This window comes from Rhodococcus sp. (in: high G+C Gram-positive bacteria) (assembly GCF_049299235.1).
Lineage (GTDB): Bacteria > Actinomycetota > Actinomycetes > Mycobacteriales > Mycobacteriaceae > Rhodococcus.
In genome coordinates, this window is sequence record NZ_JBAQXC010000171.1 from 1 (window position 1) to 15,400 (window position 15,400).

The window sequence follows — 15,400 nt, forward strand, 5'->3', positions numbered from 1 at the left end:
CCGAGGACGCGCTCGCCGCCGACGAAGAGCTGCTGCTGCACCGGCATCCGCATTGGAAGATGCTCATCGTCCCCGTGGTGATCTTCCTGCTGGCCACCGCGGTCGGGGGCTTCCTGCTCGGCGTTGCAGGCACCAGGCTGGAGGGTGCCGCAGCCGGAACCCTGACCGTCGTGGTTCTGGTGATCTGGGCAGTGCTCGTCGGCTGGCGGTGCGTGGCGCCGTTCGTGTCCTGGCTCACGACACACTTCATCGTCACGGACCGGCGCGTCTTGGTGCGGCAGGGCGTGATCACCCACAGCGGCATCGACATTCCGATGGGTCGCATCAGCAATGTGCAGTTCCGGCACGGGATCGTCGACCGCATGTTGCGGACCGGCACCCTCGTGATCGTCTCGGCCGCCGACGATCCGCTCGAGTTCGACGACATTCCGGACGTGCAGACCGTGCACACGCTGCTGTATCGACAGGCGTTCGACGGCCGGGCCGACAGGGACGAGTCTCGTGACGATCGCCGCGACGACACCGGCCGCAAAGCGTGGTAAAGCGGACTGCGCCCCCGCCCGATCCGTACGCTGGTTCCGTGACCGCTGTCCTGCTCGCCGAAGACGACGAAGCCATCGCCGCGCCCCTGTCCCGGGCTCTCGGTCGCGAAGGATACGAGGTGACGGTCGCGCAAGACGGCCCCTCCGCCCTGACGCAGGCACTGTCCGGCCGGTACGACCTGCTCATCCTCGACCTCGGCCTACCCGGCATGGACGGGCTGGAAGTGTGCCGTCAGATCCGATCCAACCGTTCGGACCTGGCGGTGCTCATGCTCACCGCCCGCACCGACGAGGTCGATTTCGTTGTCGGGCTCGACGCTGGAGCAGACGACTACGTCGGGAAGCCGTTCCGGCTCGCCGAACTGATGGCCCGGGTTCGGGCGCTGTTGCGTCGTCGTGGCGGTGGGGAGGCCGACGACGTCGTCGAGGTCGCCGGAATCCGCCTCGAACGAGCCGCGCGACGTGTTCTCGTCGACGGTTCCGAGGTCACGCTCGCGAACAAGGAGTACGAGTTGCTGCGGGTGTTGCTCGAGCATGCCGGCCAGGTCGTCCCGCGGGACGCGATCCTGCAGGAAGTCTGGGGCGACGTGGACCTGCGCGGTTCCAAGACCTTGGACATGCACATGTCGTGGCTGCGCCGGAAGATCGGCGACGAGGGGCCAGCCGGGGAACGCCGCATCGCAACCGTTCGTGGTGTCGGTTTCCGTGTGAACACCGACTAGCCGGGGAGCGCAGGTGCGTCGCCGCATCCTCAACGCGGTTCTTGCTGTGGTTCTGCTCGTCGTCCTGCTGCTCGGTATTCCGCTCGCCTACACCGCCTACCTGTTCGTCGAGGACACTGCGCGCCGGGACCTGCAGTCACGACTGGACCTGATGGCCTCGGAGATCCTCGCGCAAGAGGGTTCGGAGGGAGTGATCGTCGGCGGCCTCGACACCAGTTCGATGCGGCTGCTCGTCCCCGACGGTGGCCGTCTGGTGATCGTCTATCCGACACCGGAGGACGCTGCTGCCCGACTCGACATCGGTGCCGCCACGGTGTCCGCGCCGATCCTGGAATCCTTGTCGCTGGGCACGTCGGGGTCGCTGCGGATGGAGGTCCCGTCGGCGGGCATGCGCACTCAGCAACGCCAGGTGCTGGCGGCGGTCACGATCATCGTCGTGCTGACCGTCGCCGCGGGCGCGGTCGTCGCCGTCGTCACCGCCCGGCGCCTGTCCGATCCGCTGCGTGACGTCGCGAGGCGTGCGGCGCGTCTCGCCGAGGGCGATTTCCGGCCCGATCCGCGCCGACACCGCATTCCGGAACTGGATCGGGTGTCCGACGTGCTCGACGCCGCGACGGTGGAGATCGCGGGTCGGCTGCAACGCGAACACATGCTCGTCGGTGACGTATCGCATCAACTGCGGTCGCGCTTGACTGCGGTACGGCTGCGGCTCGACGAGTTGTCGACGCATCGGGATCAGGCGGTCGTGGAGGAAGCCGAGGCAGCGATGGCTCAGGTGGATCGACTCACCGTCGCGATCGACGACCTGGTGCGTCAGTCCCGCGACAGCGATTCCGCGCTGCGCACCCAGGTGTCGGTGGTCGGGGAATTGTCGGGGGTCATCGCCGATTGGCGTGGTCCGTTCCGGGAGTCCGGACGTGATCTGGTGTTGCGGGGCAACCCGGCGTTGCGCTCGGCGGTGACCGGGTCGCGTGTGCGTGAGGCGGTCGCGGTGCTCGTCGACAACGCGCTCGTCCACGGCGGCGGAATCTGCACGGTGTCGGTGCGACGAGTGGGCGACGACACGGTGTGCGTGGAGGTCACCGACGAAGGGGAAGGGGTCAGTGACGAATTGGCCCCGCACATCTTCGATCGCGGCTTCTCGGGAAGCGGATCCACGGGGGTCGGGCTGGCGCTGGCGCGCGCGCTGGTCGCCGCGGACGGCGGCCGGTTGGAGTTGCAGCGTCGCAGGCCTGCGCTGTTCGCGCTGTTTCTGGGGGTGCCACGGGACCGGTCGTCGGGGTCGTCGGACGTGCGCCGTGAACCGCGCTGAGCCGGGTGCTGTGCTTGCGCTGAACTGGGCTGGTCAGCGCCCGATTTGTTCCTCGGCGAACCCGTCGCGTTCGTCGGTGAGGCCGTCGAGAGCGGTGTCCGGGCCGGTCTCCTCGGGGAAGACGAACCGCTTGAAACAGTAGAAGCGGAACGCCATCTGCAGCAGGTTTCCGATGACATAGGCGCTGATGAAGTCGGCGATGTTCTCGACGGTCAGGCTCACTTCGGGCACCCGTAACCCGAACACGTAGCTGGAGATGTACAGCGGGATGAAGCTGAGTACGACTCCGATGCCGGAGACGAAGAAGAACAGGAATGCTTCGTGGGCGCGTTCGCGGCCACCTCGGTTCTTGAACGACCACTCGCGGTTGAGGATGTACGAGCAGATCACCGCGACAATGCCCGCGATGATCTTGGCCGTCACCGGCTTCTCCTCGAGCACCGTGAGCTTGAGGGTGTAGAAGATGCCCGAGTCGATCACGAAGGTGGTGCCGCCGACAATGGCGAACTTGACCAGCTCGCTGTGCCGTAGCAGCAGTGCTCGGAATGGCTGTGGGACCCGGTTCATGGCCTCGTCGACGAAAGACACTCGGCCAAGTCTACGAAACAGAATCGTGATCTTGTGCATCAGCGTAAAAATTTTCAGTTTTAACACAGAAATATGTCCGGTTCCTTGCCGGGTGGGATAGCGACTTGATCTTGCGGCTCGAAGCGGTGCGGTCTCGCCGTTCGGGGCGATGCACCGGTGCGGAACACCGACTCGTCGGACGGCTGTGACACCATGGACAGCCGTGACCGGTAGACCTGATTCGCCTCCACGATCCGACGTTGCCCGTGCGCTGACCGGCGGTATGCCCGTCGTGACGATGATCGGCGGTGGGCAGCTCGCGCGGATGACACACCAGGCTGCGATCGCGCTCGGCCAGACCCTGCGGGTACTGGCGGGAAGTGCCGACGAACCGGCCGCCCGGGTCAGCCCCGACGTGGTGCTCGGCAGTCACAACGACCTCGACGCCCTGCGCGCAGCCGCAGTCGGCGCGCATGCCCTGACCTTCGACCACGAGGGTGTCCCCACCGAACACCTCGAGGTACTGCAATCCGAGGGCGTCAACGTCCTCCCACCGCCGCAGGCCCTGATCTACGCGCAGAACAAGATCGCGATGCGTGAGCGGCTCGGTGAACTCGGCGCCCCGATGCCGAAGTTCGCGGTCATCACGTCCGTCGCCGACGCACAGGCCGCACGCGACCCATTGGGCTGGCCGTACGTCCTCAAGGCCGCCCGCGGCGGATACGACGGTCGGGGCGTGTGGATCCTCGACGACCCGGCCGAACTCGACACGGTCGTCGCGGAGCAGTTGGCCGCCGGTGTTCCGCTGCTCGCCGAGGAGAAGGTGTCGTGGCGGCGCGAACTGTCCGCGATGGTCGCCCGATCCCCGTTCGGTCAGGGCGCGAGCTGGCCGGTTGTCGAGACCGTGCAGCGTGATGGGCAGTGCGCCGTGGTGATCGCGCCCGCACCCGACCTTCCGGACGATGTCGCGGCGTCCGCGGAGCAGTTGGCGTTGCGCATCGCCGGGGAACTCGGCGTCGTCGGTGTGATGGCTGTTGAACTGTTCGAGACGCAGGACGGCGAACTGATCGTCAACGAACTGGCGATGCGCCCCCACAATTCGGGTCACTGGGGTATGGACGGTGCCCGCACCGGCCAGTTCGAGCAGCACCTGCGCGCCGTCCTCGACTATCCGCTGGGCGATACCGCACCGCTCGCCCCGGTCACCGTCATGGCCAACGTCCTCGGTGCACCCGAGGCTCCGGCGATGAGCATGGACGAGCGGCTGCACCACCTGTTCGCGCGCATGCCCGACGCCCGCGTGCACCTGTACGGCAAAGGTGAGCGCAAGGACCGCAAGATCGGGCACGTCAACGTGCTCGGCGACCCGACCGGATCGCTCACCGATCCGCAGTACGTGGCAGCGGTCCGGGAACGCGCCGAACGGGCGGCGCACTGGCTCTCACACGGCGAATGGACCGACGGTTGGAACCAACACACGGGAGAGCACGGTGAGTGACGTGGCACAGGGCGCACAGGTCGGCCTGATCATGGGCAGCGACTCGGATTGGCCGACGATGGAGGCCGCCGCCGAGGCACTGGCCGAATTCGGAATCCGCTTCGAGGTCGGTGTCGTCTCGGCGCACCGCACCCCGCAACGCATGCTCGACTACGCGAAGTCCGCGGCCGGTCGCGGCATCAAGGTGATCATCGCCGGTGCCGGCGGTGCCGCGCACCTGCCGGGGATGGTCGCGTCGGCGACGGCACTGCCGGTGATCGGGGTACCGGTGCCGCTCAAGTACCTCGACGGCATGGATTCACTGCTGTCGATCGTGCAGATGCCCGCCGGTGTGCCCGTCGCGACCGTGTCGATCGGCGGCGCCCGCAACGCCGGTCTGCTCGCAGCCCGGATCCTCGGCACGTCCGATCCGGCGCTGCGCGAACAGATGGAACGCTTCCAGGCCGGGCTCGAGCAGATGGTGCTCGAGAAGGACGAAGCGCTACGGCAGAAGCTGCTCGGCTGAGGTGATCCGGTGTTGTCGCGGCGGCGCCCGCCTACTCGTCGCAGGTTCTGCGCGGTAGTCCCCAGCGGTCATCGTGGAGAACCGCGATTTCGAGACATTCGACGGACCGGCAGCCTCTGCAGAAGCTGATCGGCATCGGTTGCCCCGGCGGGGCACCGGTCTGTCGGCACGCCGCGGACATACCTCGCGACGTGATCTCTTCCGAGAGGGACCGTGCAGGCCGGTCTCGGCTGTTCTCGGCAGTCGGACCGGGATGTGGGTGTGCGGTCACGTTGCGTCGGGATCGAGGCGCACGAATCGAACGCCGTCGCGGACAAGGACCGGCAATGCCGCACGCAACCCCGCCGCGGTCCCGGAGGCCGGTTGATTCATATGGGCGAGAACGATTGCGCCGTCCGGGGCGGACAGTAGTTGCTTCTCGACGACAGCCGGCCGGGCGGTCGCCCCGAAGTCCGCGTTGACGGAAAATCCGGCCAGGCGGACCCCGAGATCACGAGCGATGGCGACGGCGACATCGTCGTAGTGAGCGGTACCGGCGCGGAACCACGAGCTGACGACGCCGACGCTGCGCAGTACCGCGCGATTGGACTCGATCTCCTCGATCACCCCGGCCGCGTCCGGGGTGCCCGCGATACCGTAGGCGGCCTGCCCGGTGACCGAGAGCGGAACATGCTGCGAGCCGTGGTTTTCCACGTGTAGCAGGGGATTGGCGATCAGCTGATCGGTCTGGCGCGGATTGGCCAGGATCCACCGCTCGTTGAGAAATACCGTCGCCGGGACATCGAATTCGGTGAGCGTGTCCAGCAGCGCGGTGTCGAGTCCCGATCCGCGCGGGCTGCCGCATGCGTCGAAGGTCAGCGCGACGGTGCGCCGTCCGTCGAACGGCCGCCCATCGAACGTCGGGGCGACCGTCGACTCGATTCCGTGCAGGTCGGTGCCCCACGTGTTCGGTACCTTCCCCCCCGTACTCACCGACGTCGACTGCGGCGGCCCCGACGGCCGGGGTGCTCCCCCGGAGCGGTGGGGATGGTGGTGGAACGCCGAGATTGCCGACGGGATGCGCGCGGCCGGAGACCGTGGGTCGTGCCTGGCTGCACGCTGTCAGTGCGGCCGGCAGTGCGAGAGCACCAAGCGCGAGGAGGTGGCGGCGGCCGAGCATTCTATGATCAATAGTCATGTGAGAAAGCAGGACTCAGCTTCCCGCGCCGTGGTTGGGGTTGGTGCAGATGGTGCCTTCGCAGGGGACGGTGCCCGTTCCGCCTTGTGGGTCTTGCATGACGGCGCCCTCGCCCTCGTACCCAGAGGTGGTGGTCGTCGTAGCACTTGTGGTGGTCGTCGTGGTGCTTGTGGTGGTCGTCTCGTCGTCACCGCATGCACCGACGAACAGAGTGAGTGCGGCAAGGGCGAGTACAGCAGCGGTATTCCGGATCATCGAAGTGCCTTTCTCGGGGTAGCAGGATCAAGGGAGGGGGGCGTCGGCGGCGACAGGGCTCAGTCGTTGCCACTCGGCGAGTACCAGTGGGTCCTGCAGTTCCATCCAGGCGACGACGTCGGAATATGTAGCGCAGTAGGTGTCGGGCAGTCCGCAGACGTCTGTCATGAATTCAGCAGTGGCAGGGTTGAAAGCGTTGCCGTTCCAGCTATTGAAATGATTCGCGATCACCAGCGGCGCCCGGTTGCCTCGATACGCCTCGTCGAACATGAACTGGTAGGTGCCGGTGGTGATCGCGGCGGCACGATCCGCGGTGTGCGGTTCTTCCTTCGCTCCGTTGAGGGTGTACCAGAAGTTGTAGTCGAGGGCGGTCTGACGTTTGCCGAGCGGTGGTGAGTACACGTACGGGATGGGGAATTCCCAGATCCCGTCCACCTTTTCGGGCCAGAAGATGCCAGGCCTGTCGGCCGGCATCGACGAATCCCAGGTCATACCGAATTGGTGCCATGCTGGAATCAACTGGTCCAGTGCGCCTTCCAGGCACTGGGTGCGGCCCCCTCGTACTTCGTTCGGGCCGAACAATAGGTCGGGCCCGGCGGTGATCCCGTTGTTGGTGCGCCAATTGGCCATCAGCGAGAAGAACTGCTCGAGTTCGTGTGCCCAATCGGCTGTCGTCCACTGCGAACCGTGGTAGCCGCTGCCCTTGCAGAAATGACCGACGTAGTGGGTGCCCATCTCGTGTCCGGACTGCCAGGTGCGGTTGAGGTAGCGAATCTGGTCGACGACGTCCGCTTCGCTGCCGCCGAACGCGATCGCCGCCCGGCCGGGGCCGTGGCCGGGGCCTTGATAGTGGGTGGCATTGCCGTCGGTCAGGAAATACAGACCGGTCATCAATGCCGAGAAGCGAGCGTCGACCCGGTCGGCGGCGTCGAGGAACATGTCCCAATTCGGTGTCAGTCCGACTCCGTCGAACGAAAACAACACGAACTGAGGGGGTGTTTCCCCGGCGGCAAGTCTTGTCATCGGTACATTCGACGCCGTACGCGTGGTTGCGGGCTCGGGCGTGACGACGGGGGCCTGCTCGAGGACCGGACCGGGGATCGACTCAGCTCGGTTCCCCTCGATCACAACCGGTTCGCCGTCTGTTGCCACCGTGCACGCTGCCAGGATCGACGCCGCGGCAACGAGCGAGACCGCCATCCCCGTGCACCGCACTGCGATCACCCCTTCTTCATCCGTTGACTTCCTGTCCGACCGCCATCCGGGCACGCCTCGAATCGCCCTGGGCGGCGGGCATGCGAATGCGGTACTCCGGTTCATGGCCGGCGGCGTGAAGGACGCCCGGACTGCGGTGGCAAAGCTGACTACGGTGGCAAAGCTAGCCCACCGGGCAGATCGCTGCGACCGGTCGTGGTTCGAGTAGGCGGGTCCGAGTGTGATTCCGGCCGGGGACGGATGTGCTGCCGGGTGAATACCTGCTGGTGAACGGCCTGTCGATGATCTTCCACAAATCAGACTTGTGGAAACCGAGCGGTTTGTTGTTGTGTGATTCCCCGGGTCGAATCCGACATATCGTGTGAATTCGGCAGTGGTGCTCGTAAGTTCAGCGCCGGGGAACGAACGAGAAGGGCGCACAACGGATGCGAATGCGATTCCGGCAGGCAGTAGTGGGACTGATCGGCGTGTTTGCTCTGTGCGTGGCAGGCTGTGGTGCCCCCGTCGATGTCGGTTCGGATTCACCGCAGGCGACGACCGACCCGATCCGAGTCGCATACGGATCCGACTCGGACAACTACGGCCACCTGCGTCTACCCGCCGGTGCGGGGCCGCATCCGGTCGTGGTGATGGTGCACGGGGGAGGCTGGATCGAAGACCACGACCTGTCCTACTTCGAACCGCTCGCCGAGTCTCTCGTCGACGAAGGGATCGCGGTATGGAACATCGAGTACCGCCGAGTCGGCGGTACCGGAGGCTGGCCGGACACTCTCGCCGACGCGGACAATGCCACCGAATCGCTGGCCACGACAGTCCAGGATGCTGCCGGGGGCCGACTCGATCTCGACCGGGTCCACCTGGCAGGTCACTCCGCGGGTGGTCACCTCGCGGCGTGGATCGCCGGGCGGCACACGCTCCCCGATGAATCGCCCGGTGCGCAGCCCCGGATCCGTCCACTGACCGCGACGATCATGGCCGGCGTGCTGGACCTTCCCCTCGCCGCCACCACCGGGCACGACACATTCGTTCGTGGACTGCTGGGTGGCATGCCCGACGAATATCCCGATCGCTACGAGATCGCGTCCCCGATCGCACACCTGCCCATCGGTGTTGCGGTGACTGCGCTACACGGAACTGCCGACGAGACGGTCGATCCCGCTCAGTCCCGCAATTATGTGTCGTCGGCGTCCGCCGTCGGCGACCCGGCTACACTGCGCCTGCTCGACGGCGTCGGGCACGGCGAATTCGGCAACGTGAATAGTGGCGCCTGGGCGCAGGCCAAGCAGGCCATCCTCGACCATGTTCACAGCGCGCAACGGTGAGCGGCACCGGTGAGCACCCCGCGTGCGCTACCGCACGTTACCGTCGAGCAGCACTTGGCGAAGTCGTGAGATGGTGTGCGGCAACCACATCGCCTGCACCGGTGCCATGGGTTCGTCCTCGACGACAATGACCACTGCCTGCCCGCGGTGGTAATGCCCTGGTTCGGCAGTGACGAATGCGAAGCAATCCGTGTCCACCACCGCGGAAGTCGGTGCCGTGCCCTGTATCCGGTTGATCGCGACCTGGGGTTCGAAACCGGCACGCCGACACAACGACATCAAGAACTCGGCGTAGAACGACTCGCCCGGCGGTCCCCACAGCATCAGGCAGTCGTCTGCCAGTTCGTGCAGGGCGATGCTGGGGCGATCTGCGAACCGGTGAGTGACCGCCAGTGCGACCCGCAGTGGTGAGTAGGCGAACACCGAAGCCGAGACATCCCTTGGCGTCGTCGCCCCGCGGCGAAGCCCGACCGCAATGTCGCCGGCTTTCAGCGCAGGGACCAGTTCATCCGGGAACATCTGCCGCGCCGTGATCGAGGCGTCCGGAAATGTCTGTCGAACAGGCGCAATCAGGTCGAACACCTCGTCGGAGGTGAGTGCGGGAGTGTATCCCACCACCAGGCGCTCTCCCGTTCTCCGGTTCGCGGCCCGAGTGGTACGCACGAGTGAACGGCTCGCATCGAGCAGCAGTATCGCACCGGAAAGGAGTTCGGCACCAGCGGGAGTCAGCGACAACCGACGTCCGGATCGATCGAGCAACACCACGCCGATATCGCGCTCGAGGTTCTTGATCGCCATACTGACCGCTTGCTGGGTCAGGTGCAGATCCTCCGCCGCACGAGTGATGTTCAATCGCTCCGCGACAGCGACGAACTGACGGAGCCGATACAGATCGAGATGTGCGTCCTCAGCCAATTATCGACTAGTTCCTGTTCATTCAGCGCACACGAAAATTCGTGCCCCACGGTCAGTTGACACAGTACCGGTGGCCGCTCCGCCGCCACCGGCGTCCATCATCCCGAGGACTTTCGCCCGTTCGGCCGCAGTACCCCTTGACCTTCACACTGTGACAAGGAGTCCACTGGTCGGTGGAGGAGGTGGTTGTCGTGAATACAACCAACAACTGCAATCCGAATCGGGCTCTGGTCGGAGCACTGTCCGGATCGGACGAATCGACACGGCTGAAAGCGGCGCTGCGCGCGGGGACCGACCCCGATCCGTGTCTCGTCGAGGCCCTGGTCGGCCGGTGCGCTGTGGAGCCGGACTTCTACGTCCGCGACATGCTGACCTGGGCGCTGTGCCGGCTGCCCGCAGACGTCACGGTTCCGAGGTTGCTCGTCGAACTCCGCACCGGCGGCGCACAGGCCCGCAGCCAGGCATTGCACACCCTGTCGAAGATCGGGGATCGGCGAGCCTGGCCGGACGTGTCCGGGTCGCTCCACGACGAGGACGGTGAGGTGGCGCGCAGCGCGTGGCGGGCGGCGGTGGCGCTCGTGCCCGCCGGCGGTGAAGGTGCGCTCGCGGCCGGTCTCGCGACTGCGCTGGGTCGCGGCGACCGGGATATGCAGCGCAGCCTGAGCCGGGCGCTGATCGCACTCGGCGACGTGGTGCTGGCGGTGCTCGCGCGGGCAGCATCGAGCCCGGACGAGTTGGTCCGCGCCCATGCCGAGGCGACGGAAGCGCTCTATCGTGACCCGGACAGCGCCTTCACGTTGTCGGTGGACGCCGCGAAGCGCGTCGCGGCGATGGGGTCGCAACCGAGCTGATGGGACGGAGTCGCGATGCTGATCGGTGAGGTTTCGCGGCACTGTGGTGTCAGCACCCGCATGTTGCGGCACTACGACGCACTCGGGCTCGTCGTACCCACCGGTCGCACGACCGGCGGGTACCGTGAGTACTCCGCCGACGACATCCGACGGCTCTTCCACGTCGAAAGCCTGCGAACCCTCGGACTGTCGCTGGTCGAGGCCAAACGAGCTCTCGACGAGCCCGATTTCGCGCCCACCGCGCTCGTCGCACGCCTCATCGGGCACACCCGCGACCGTATTCGTGCCGAAGAAGAACTGCTGGCGCGACTGCTGCAGGTCGACGCATCCGCCCCGGCGGACTGGACCGATGTGCTGCGCGTCGTCGCACTGGTGCACGCACTCGCCTCGGACTCCGGCGGCCACCGTCAGCGGGCCGTCCTGACTCAGGACGGGTCGGCGACGGTGCCGGCCGGCATGCTGGTCGAGGCGCTGCTCTCCGAGGACGATCCGAATGTGGCCGGGGCATTGCAGTGGGCACTTGCCCGCACCGGCGGGCAGGGGTTGGCCGGACTGGAAGCCGGCCTGGATACGCCGGACATCGAAGTGCGGCTTCGTGCGGTCACCGCGATCGCCGTGGTGCCGTCCGCCGAGGCATCGCGTCTCCTGCGCCGCGCACTCGACGACCCGGACCCGACAATCCGGGGGCGGGCGGCGCTTGCGCTCGGCGCTCGCGGCATTGTCGACGCGCGGCCGGCGCTCGTGGATCTCGTCGTCGAGGGCCGTCGGGATGTGGAGGCCGCAGAGACACTCGGGGCGATGGTCGACAGCACCGCCGCGGCAACGGAAATCGTGGCAGTGCTCGAACACCGACTGGGTGACGCCACGGACGGTGGTGCGCGACTGCGACTCGCGCAGGCCCTGGCCGAGATCCCCGGTGACGCCGCATTCGAGGCGCTCGGCCGGCTCACTCACGACACGGACTGGACCGTCGCACTGACCGCGACCACGATCCTGCGCGCACGAGTCGACGATCGTTGACCGGCTACGCTCGCGATGTGGGGCGAGTGAGCAGGATGACGAGGGCGTCGCGGGGTGTGCCGTCGGCGCGGGTGGTGACGGTGCTCGCGTTGTGCTGGGCACGACTGTGTGGGGGCGCGATCGGATTCGACGACCGGTCCGGCCTGTACGTGGGCACCGGCCTGCGGTGTGGTTTCGCCCGCGGTGGCACCACGATCGGTGGGGTGTTCCTGACGAACCGGTGGCCGTCGTCGGCGTTGTTGCGACACGAGGCGATCCACGCCGACCAGTGGGCGCGGCTCGGGGTGGGGTTCGCGGTGCGCTACCTGTTCGAAGAGATGCGGAACCCCGGTGCGCGCAACCGTTTCGAGATCGAGGCCGGCCTCGTCGACGGCGGCTACCGTCCCGCACGCCCCGACCCGTCCGTCTGAGCGAATGTACCCCTCAGTCGATTGAATGAAGCGAGGGATACATTCGCTCGGATGCGGTGAGCTCGGACGGCGCTGCTGCGAATGATCTAACCGAGTCGGACGGTGACCTTCTCGCTCGCGACCCTCCGCTCGGTGGCGGCGGCGTCGGGGTTGGCCACCTGCACCAGCGACGCTCCGGCCACGAGAACCGCGAGCAGCCCCGCGATCAGGTCCTCGCCGGTGGCCCACGCACGACTCGACAGCACCCGGTCACTGCCGCCGATGCCTGCGGATGTTGCGGCTTCGCGGGCAGCGGAGACGATGTCGGCACCGGCCCGCCCGTCGAGTGCGGCGCCTCCGTCGCCCGACGACCGGAACTGATCGCCGTGCATCCGCACGTGCGTCGCGTAGTCGGTCACCCCGAGCGGCAGATCCGGTACCGGCATCCCGAACGCGTCGAGAGACAGAGCCGCGACTTCGGCGACGTCGGCGACCTCGTCGAGTCGGTCGGCGGTGACGAGCGCCAGATCGGCATCGGGATCGGCATCGAGAACGACCTCGGCGCCCGCCCACCACGCGCCGAGCAGCACCGCGGCGGTCTGCCAGTGCGCAGGCAGCAGCACCACAACCCTGCCGCCGGGCAGTATCCCGAATTCGTCGCGGATCATGTTGGCGGTCTTCGCCGCCCAGTTCGCGAGCGTCACCGCCGACAGTTCGATCCGGGCGCCGGTGCCGTCGTCATACCAGGTGATGCGCGGACCGGCCGGGTCGGCGGCGAGGATCGGGTCGAGCAGGGTGTCGGTCAGGGTGGTCACAGACTTCTCTTTCATCGAGTGGGTGTCGTGGCGATCAGTTGATGCAGCGCGTCCCGGTCCCGGCGTCGATCGGGGGAGCAGCCGGGGCGGGGGTGGCGGTGTCGCCTGCAGGCGTCAACTCGGATTCGCGGGTGGCGGAACCGGCCGTACCGACACCGGGGCCGTTGTAGCCGGACGTCAGCACCACAGTGACCGTGCCCGCAGGCAGCGACCGATCGGCGACGATGTCCACGCCGCCGAGCACGGACGCCACGGCCTTCGCCTCGTCGGACTTCGGGTCGGCCGCGAACACCGTCGACGTGCTCACCGGGTCGCCGCTGCCGACCACCCCGTAGTTGCCGACCTCGCCCTCGGTGAAACCCTCCGCGGTCAGGGCCGCGGACACGGTGGATGCGAGACCGGCGATGTCACCGGCGTTCGCGACGTTCACCGTCACCGAGGTGCGGTCGATGTCGGGTGCGACCGCGGTGGTCGCGGCGACCTCCGTGGCCTCGGTGGTCGCGACACCCGTGAGTGACGCCACGAACGTTTTCACCGCCGCCGGATCGACCTGCACGACGGATTCGCCGTAGTCGGTCATGGCGTTGATGTCCTCGACGGGAATGGTGGAGAACTGCACCGCACCACCCGACAGGTTCTGCAGTTGCGTCGCCAGGTCGAGAATGTCCCAGTCGTCGTCGAGCACCACCGAGCGTTGCACCGCGGCGCTGAGCTGATTCAGTTTCGACGGATTGCTCAGCGTCTTCGCACTGAGCACCTTCTGCACCAAGGACGCCATGAACACCTGCTGCCGCACGATGCGGTCGAGGTCGCCGCGCGGCAGGTCGTGCCGTTGCCGGACGAAACTCAACGCGTCCGCGCCCTGCAGCGTCTGCTCCCCGGCGGTGAACCGTGCACCGGACAGCGGTTCGTCGACCGCGTTGTTCAGACATACGTCCACGCCACCGACCGCGTCGGTGAGCAGCACGAAACCGAGCAGTCCGACTTCTGCGTAGTGGTCGACGGTGACGCCGGTCAGGTTCGCGACCGAGTCGATCAGTGCTTCGCGTCCGGCCTGGGACGATTCCTTCTCCGCGGTCGCGTCGGATTCACCCGACTCGACGAGCCGTACACGTTCGAGTTCTTTCGTTGCGCCGTACGCCGCGTTGATCTTCGACATCCCGATCCCCGGCACCGCGACGTACGCATCGCGGGGGATCGATACCGCGGTCGCGGAACTGCCGTCGTTGGGCACCCGGATCAGGATGATCGTGTCGGTGTTGTTGGCGACTTCCTCGCCGGCCCGTAACGCGTCGAGTTCGCGCTGCGAGAGGGCGTTGCCGTGCGCGTCGGTGCGGCTGTCGGTGCCGACCAGCAGGATGTCGAGGGCGCCGTCTTCGCCGCCACCGAGCCCGAGTCCGCCGATCGTCGCGAGGGACGATCTCAGCGAGTCGATGCTGCGCCAGGCGAGGCCGGTCACCACCAGTGTGAACGCCGCCGCCATCGCCATCGCGATCCGCAGCGGACGGCCCTCGAACACACGCGCGGCCACACTGGGACCGCGCCGCACCGGTGTGGTGCGTGACCTGCTTCGGCGTGACGCCGGCCTCGCCCGATCACTGCGGCTGGGCGGTTCTGGCGGCACGTGCAGGTCCTCCTACTCTGGTGGCTCGGTTGTCGTGTACCCCCGGACGGCGGCGCGGACCCAAGGCTACTGCGGGTGCCGGTGCATCGTCGGGACCTGCTCCGGCGTGCCAGACTTTGCCCGTGCACACAGTTCTGGTCACCGGCGCCCGCGGACAACTCGGCCGGCACCTGCTCGCCCGCGGTGCGGACGCCGGAATGACGATCCGCGGATACGGCTCCGACGAACTCGACATCACGGATCCGAGTTCCGTCGCCGACGCGGTCCGGCCCGGCGACACGGTTCTCAACTGCGCCGCCTACACCGCCGTCGACGCCGCCGAGACCGACGAGGACGCGGCCGCTGCCGTCAACGGCGACGGACCGGCGGTGCTCGCGAAAGTCTGTGCCGCGGTGGGCGCCCATCTCGTGCACGTGTCCACCGACTACGTGTTCGCCGGTGACGCGACCGAGCCCTACCGCATCGATGCACCGACCGGGCCGCGCACGGCCTACGGGCGCACCAAACTCGCCGGTGAACGCGCGGTCGGCGAGACGCTGCCGTCCGCGCATGTCGTGCGGACCGCGTGGGTGTACACCGGTGGGGGCACGGATTTCGTTGCGACCATGCGCCGCCTCGAACGTGAACGCGACACCGTCACGGTGGTCGACGACCAGCGCGGATCCCCGACA

At 67.3% G+C, this 15,400-nt stretch carries 17 protein-coding genes; 10 read left to right on the forward strand and 7 right to left on the reverse strand.

Annotation, left to right across the window (positions count from 1 at the left end; all coding sequences use genetic code 11):
- The 3 genes from WAX14_RS10280 to WAX14_RS10290 all read left to right on the forward strand — a co-directional run.
- Nucleotides 1-542, forward strand: a 542-nt coding sequence (locus WAX14_RS10280) for a PH domain-containing protein (RefSeq protein ID WP_422627982.1), incomplete at its 5' end; no start/stop codon positions are given.
- A 38-nt stretch (nucleotides 543-580) separates the two neighbouring features.
- On the forward strand, nucleotides 581-1,264 hold the full coding sequence (locus WAX14_RS10285) for a response regulator transcription factor (protein WP_422627983.1): 684 nt from the start codon (nucleotides 581-583) through the stop codon (nucleotides 1,262-1,264).
- A gap of 13 nt (nucleotides 1,265-1,277) precedes the next feature.
- Nucleotides 1,278-2,576, forward strand: coding sequence for a sensor histidine kinase (locus tag WAX14_RS10290; RefSeq protein ID WP_422627984.1), 1,299 nt, complete (start codon nucleotides 1,278-1,280; stop codon nucleotides 2,574-2,576).
- Between the two features lie 33 nt (nucleotides 2,577-2,609).
- Here the strand turns inward: WAX14_RS10290 and WAX14_RS10295 are convergent, their stop codons facing one another.
- On the reverse strand, nucleotides 2,610-3,164 hold the full coding sequence (locus WAX14_RS10295) for a GtrA family protein (RefSeq protein WP_422627985.1): 555 nt from the start codon (nucleotides 3,162-3,164) through the stop codon (nucleotides 2,610-2,612).
- A gap of 202 nt (nucleotides 3,165-3,366) precedes the next feature.
- Between WAX14_RS10295 and WAX14_RS10300 the strand changes: the two genes are divergently transcribed.
- Together WAX14_RS10300 and purE are read left to right on the forward strand one after the other, a co-directional pair.
- Nucleotides 3,367-4,641: a 5-(carboxyamino)imidazole ribonucleotide synthase gene (locus WAX14_RS10300; RefSeq protein WP_422627986.1), complete on the forward strand. Its 1,275-nt coding sequence runs from the start codon at nucleotides 3,367-3,369 to the stop codon at nucleotides 4,639-4,641.
- Nucleotides 4,634-5,146, forward strand: coding sequence for a 5-(carboxyamino)imidazole ribonucleotide mutase (purE, locus tag WAX14_RS10305; RefSeq protein ID WP_422627987.1), 513 nt, complete (start codon nucleotides 4,634-4,636; stop codon nucleotides 5,144-5,146). Before WAX14_RS10300 ends, purE begins: the two co-directional genes overlap by 8 nt.
- Before the next feature lie 267 nt (nucleotides 5,147-5,413).
- Here the strand turns inward: purE and WAX14_RS10310 are convergent, their stop codons facing one another.
- The 3 genes from WAX14_RS10310 to WAX14_RS10320 all read right to left on the reverse strand — a co-directional run bounded on the left by WAX14_RS10310 (nucleotide 5,414) and on the right by WAX14_RS10320 (nucleotide 7,601).
- Complete coding sequence (locus WAX14_RS10310; RefSeq protein WP_422627988.1) at nucleotides 5,414-6,118, reverse strand: polysaccharide deacetylase family protein; 705 nt, start codon at nucleotides 6,116-6,118, stop codon at nucleotides 5,414-5,416.
- A 220-nt stretch (nucleotides 6,119-6,338) separates the two neighbouring features.
- Nucleotides 6,339-6,578, reverse strand: a complete 240-nt coding sequence (locus WAX14_RS10315; RefSeq protein ID WP_422627989.1) for a hypothetical protein — start codon at nucleotides 6,576-6,578, stop codon at nucleotides 6,339-6,341.
- Nucleotides 6,579-6,605: 27 nt separating this feature from the next.
- Nucleotides 6,606-7,601 carry a polysaccharide deacetylase gene (locus tag WAX14_RS10320; protein ID WP_422627990.1) on the reverse strand — a complete coding sequence of 332 codons (996 nt, stop codon included), beginning with the start codon at nucleotides 7,599-7,601 and terminating at the stop codon, nucleotides 6,606-6,608.
- 674 nt (nucleotides 7,602-8,275) lie between these two features.
- On the opposite strand from WAX14_RS10320, the gene WAX14_RS10325 reads away from it, so the two are divergent.
- Entirely contained in the window at nucleotides 8,276-9,115 is an 840-nt protein-coding gene (locus WAX14_RS10325; RefSeq protein ID WP_422627991.1) for an alpha/beta hydrolase family protein, read from the forward strand.
- Nucleotides 9,116-9,142: 27 nt separating this feature from the next.
- Here WAX14_RS10325 and WAX14_RS10330 read toward each other — a convergent pair whose 3' ends face one another.
- Nucleotides 9,143-10,030 carry a LysR family transcriptional regulator gene (locus tag WAX14_RS10330; protein WP_422627992.1) on the reverse strand — a complete coding sequence of 296 codons (888 nt, stop codon included), beginning with the start codon at nucleotides 10,028-10,030 and terminating at the stop codon, nucleotides 9,143-9,145.
- A gap of 191 nt (nucleotides 10,031-10,221) precedes the next feature.
- On the opposite strand from WAX14_RS10330, the gene WAX14_RS10335 reads away from it, so the two are divergent.
- Genes WAX14_RS10335 through WAX14_RS10345 form a run of 3 tightly spaced genes read left to right on the forward strand, consistent with a single transcriptional unit; the run spans nucleotide 10,222 to nucleotide 12,311 of the window.
- On the forward strand, nucleotides 10,222-10,881 hold the full coding sequence (locus tag WAX14_RS10335; protein ID WP_422627993.1) for a HEAT repeat domain-containing protein: 660 nt from the start codon (nucleotides 10,222-10,224) through the stop codon (nucleotides 10,879-10,881).
- A gap of 15 nt (nucleotides 10,882-10,896) precedes the next feature.
- A complete protein-coding gene (locus WAX14_RS10340; RefSeq protein WP_422627994.1) occupies nucleotides 10,897-11,901 on the forward strand; it encodes a HEAT repeat domain-containing protein in 1,005 nt (334 codons plus the stop codon).
- A 35-nt stretch (nucleotides 11,902-11,936) separates the two neighbouring features.
- Nucleotides 11,937-12,311, forward strand: a complete 375-nt coding sequence (locus WAX14_RS10345) for a hypothetical protein (RefSeq protein WP_422627995.1) — start codon at nucleotides 11,937-11,939, stop codon at nucleotides 12,309-12,311.
- 86 nt (nucleotides 12,312-12,397) lie between these two features.
- On the opposite strand, the gene WAX14_RS10350 is transcribed toward WAX14_RS10345, so the two are convergent.
- Together WAX14_RS10350 and WAX14_RS10355 are read right to left on the reverse strand one after the other, a co-directional pair.
- Nucleotides 12,398-13,105, reverse strand: a complete 708-nt coding sequence (locus tag WAX14_RS10350; RefSeq protein WP_422627996.1) for a TIGR03089 family protein — start codon at nucleotides 13,103-13,105, stop codon at nucleotides 12,398-12,400.
- A gap of 34 nt (nucleotides 13,106-13,139) precedes the next feature.
- Nucleotides 13,140-14,594: an LCP family protein gene (locus WAX14_RS10355; RefSeq protein WP_422627998.1), complete on the reverse strand. Its 1,455-nt coding sequence runs from the start codon at nucleotides 14,592-14,594 to the stop codon at nucleotides 13,140-13,142.
- Nucleotides 14,595-14,851: 257 nt separating this feature from the next.
- Here WAX14_RS10355 and WAX14_RS10360 point away from each other — a divergent pair.
- A partial coding sequence (locus tag WAX14_RS10360) for an SDR family oxidoreductase (RefSeq protein ID WP_422627997.1) occupies nucleotides 14,852-15,400 on the forward strand: 549 nt, incomplete at its 3' end.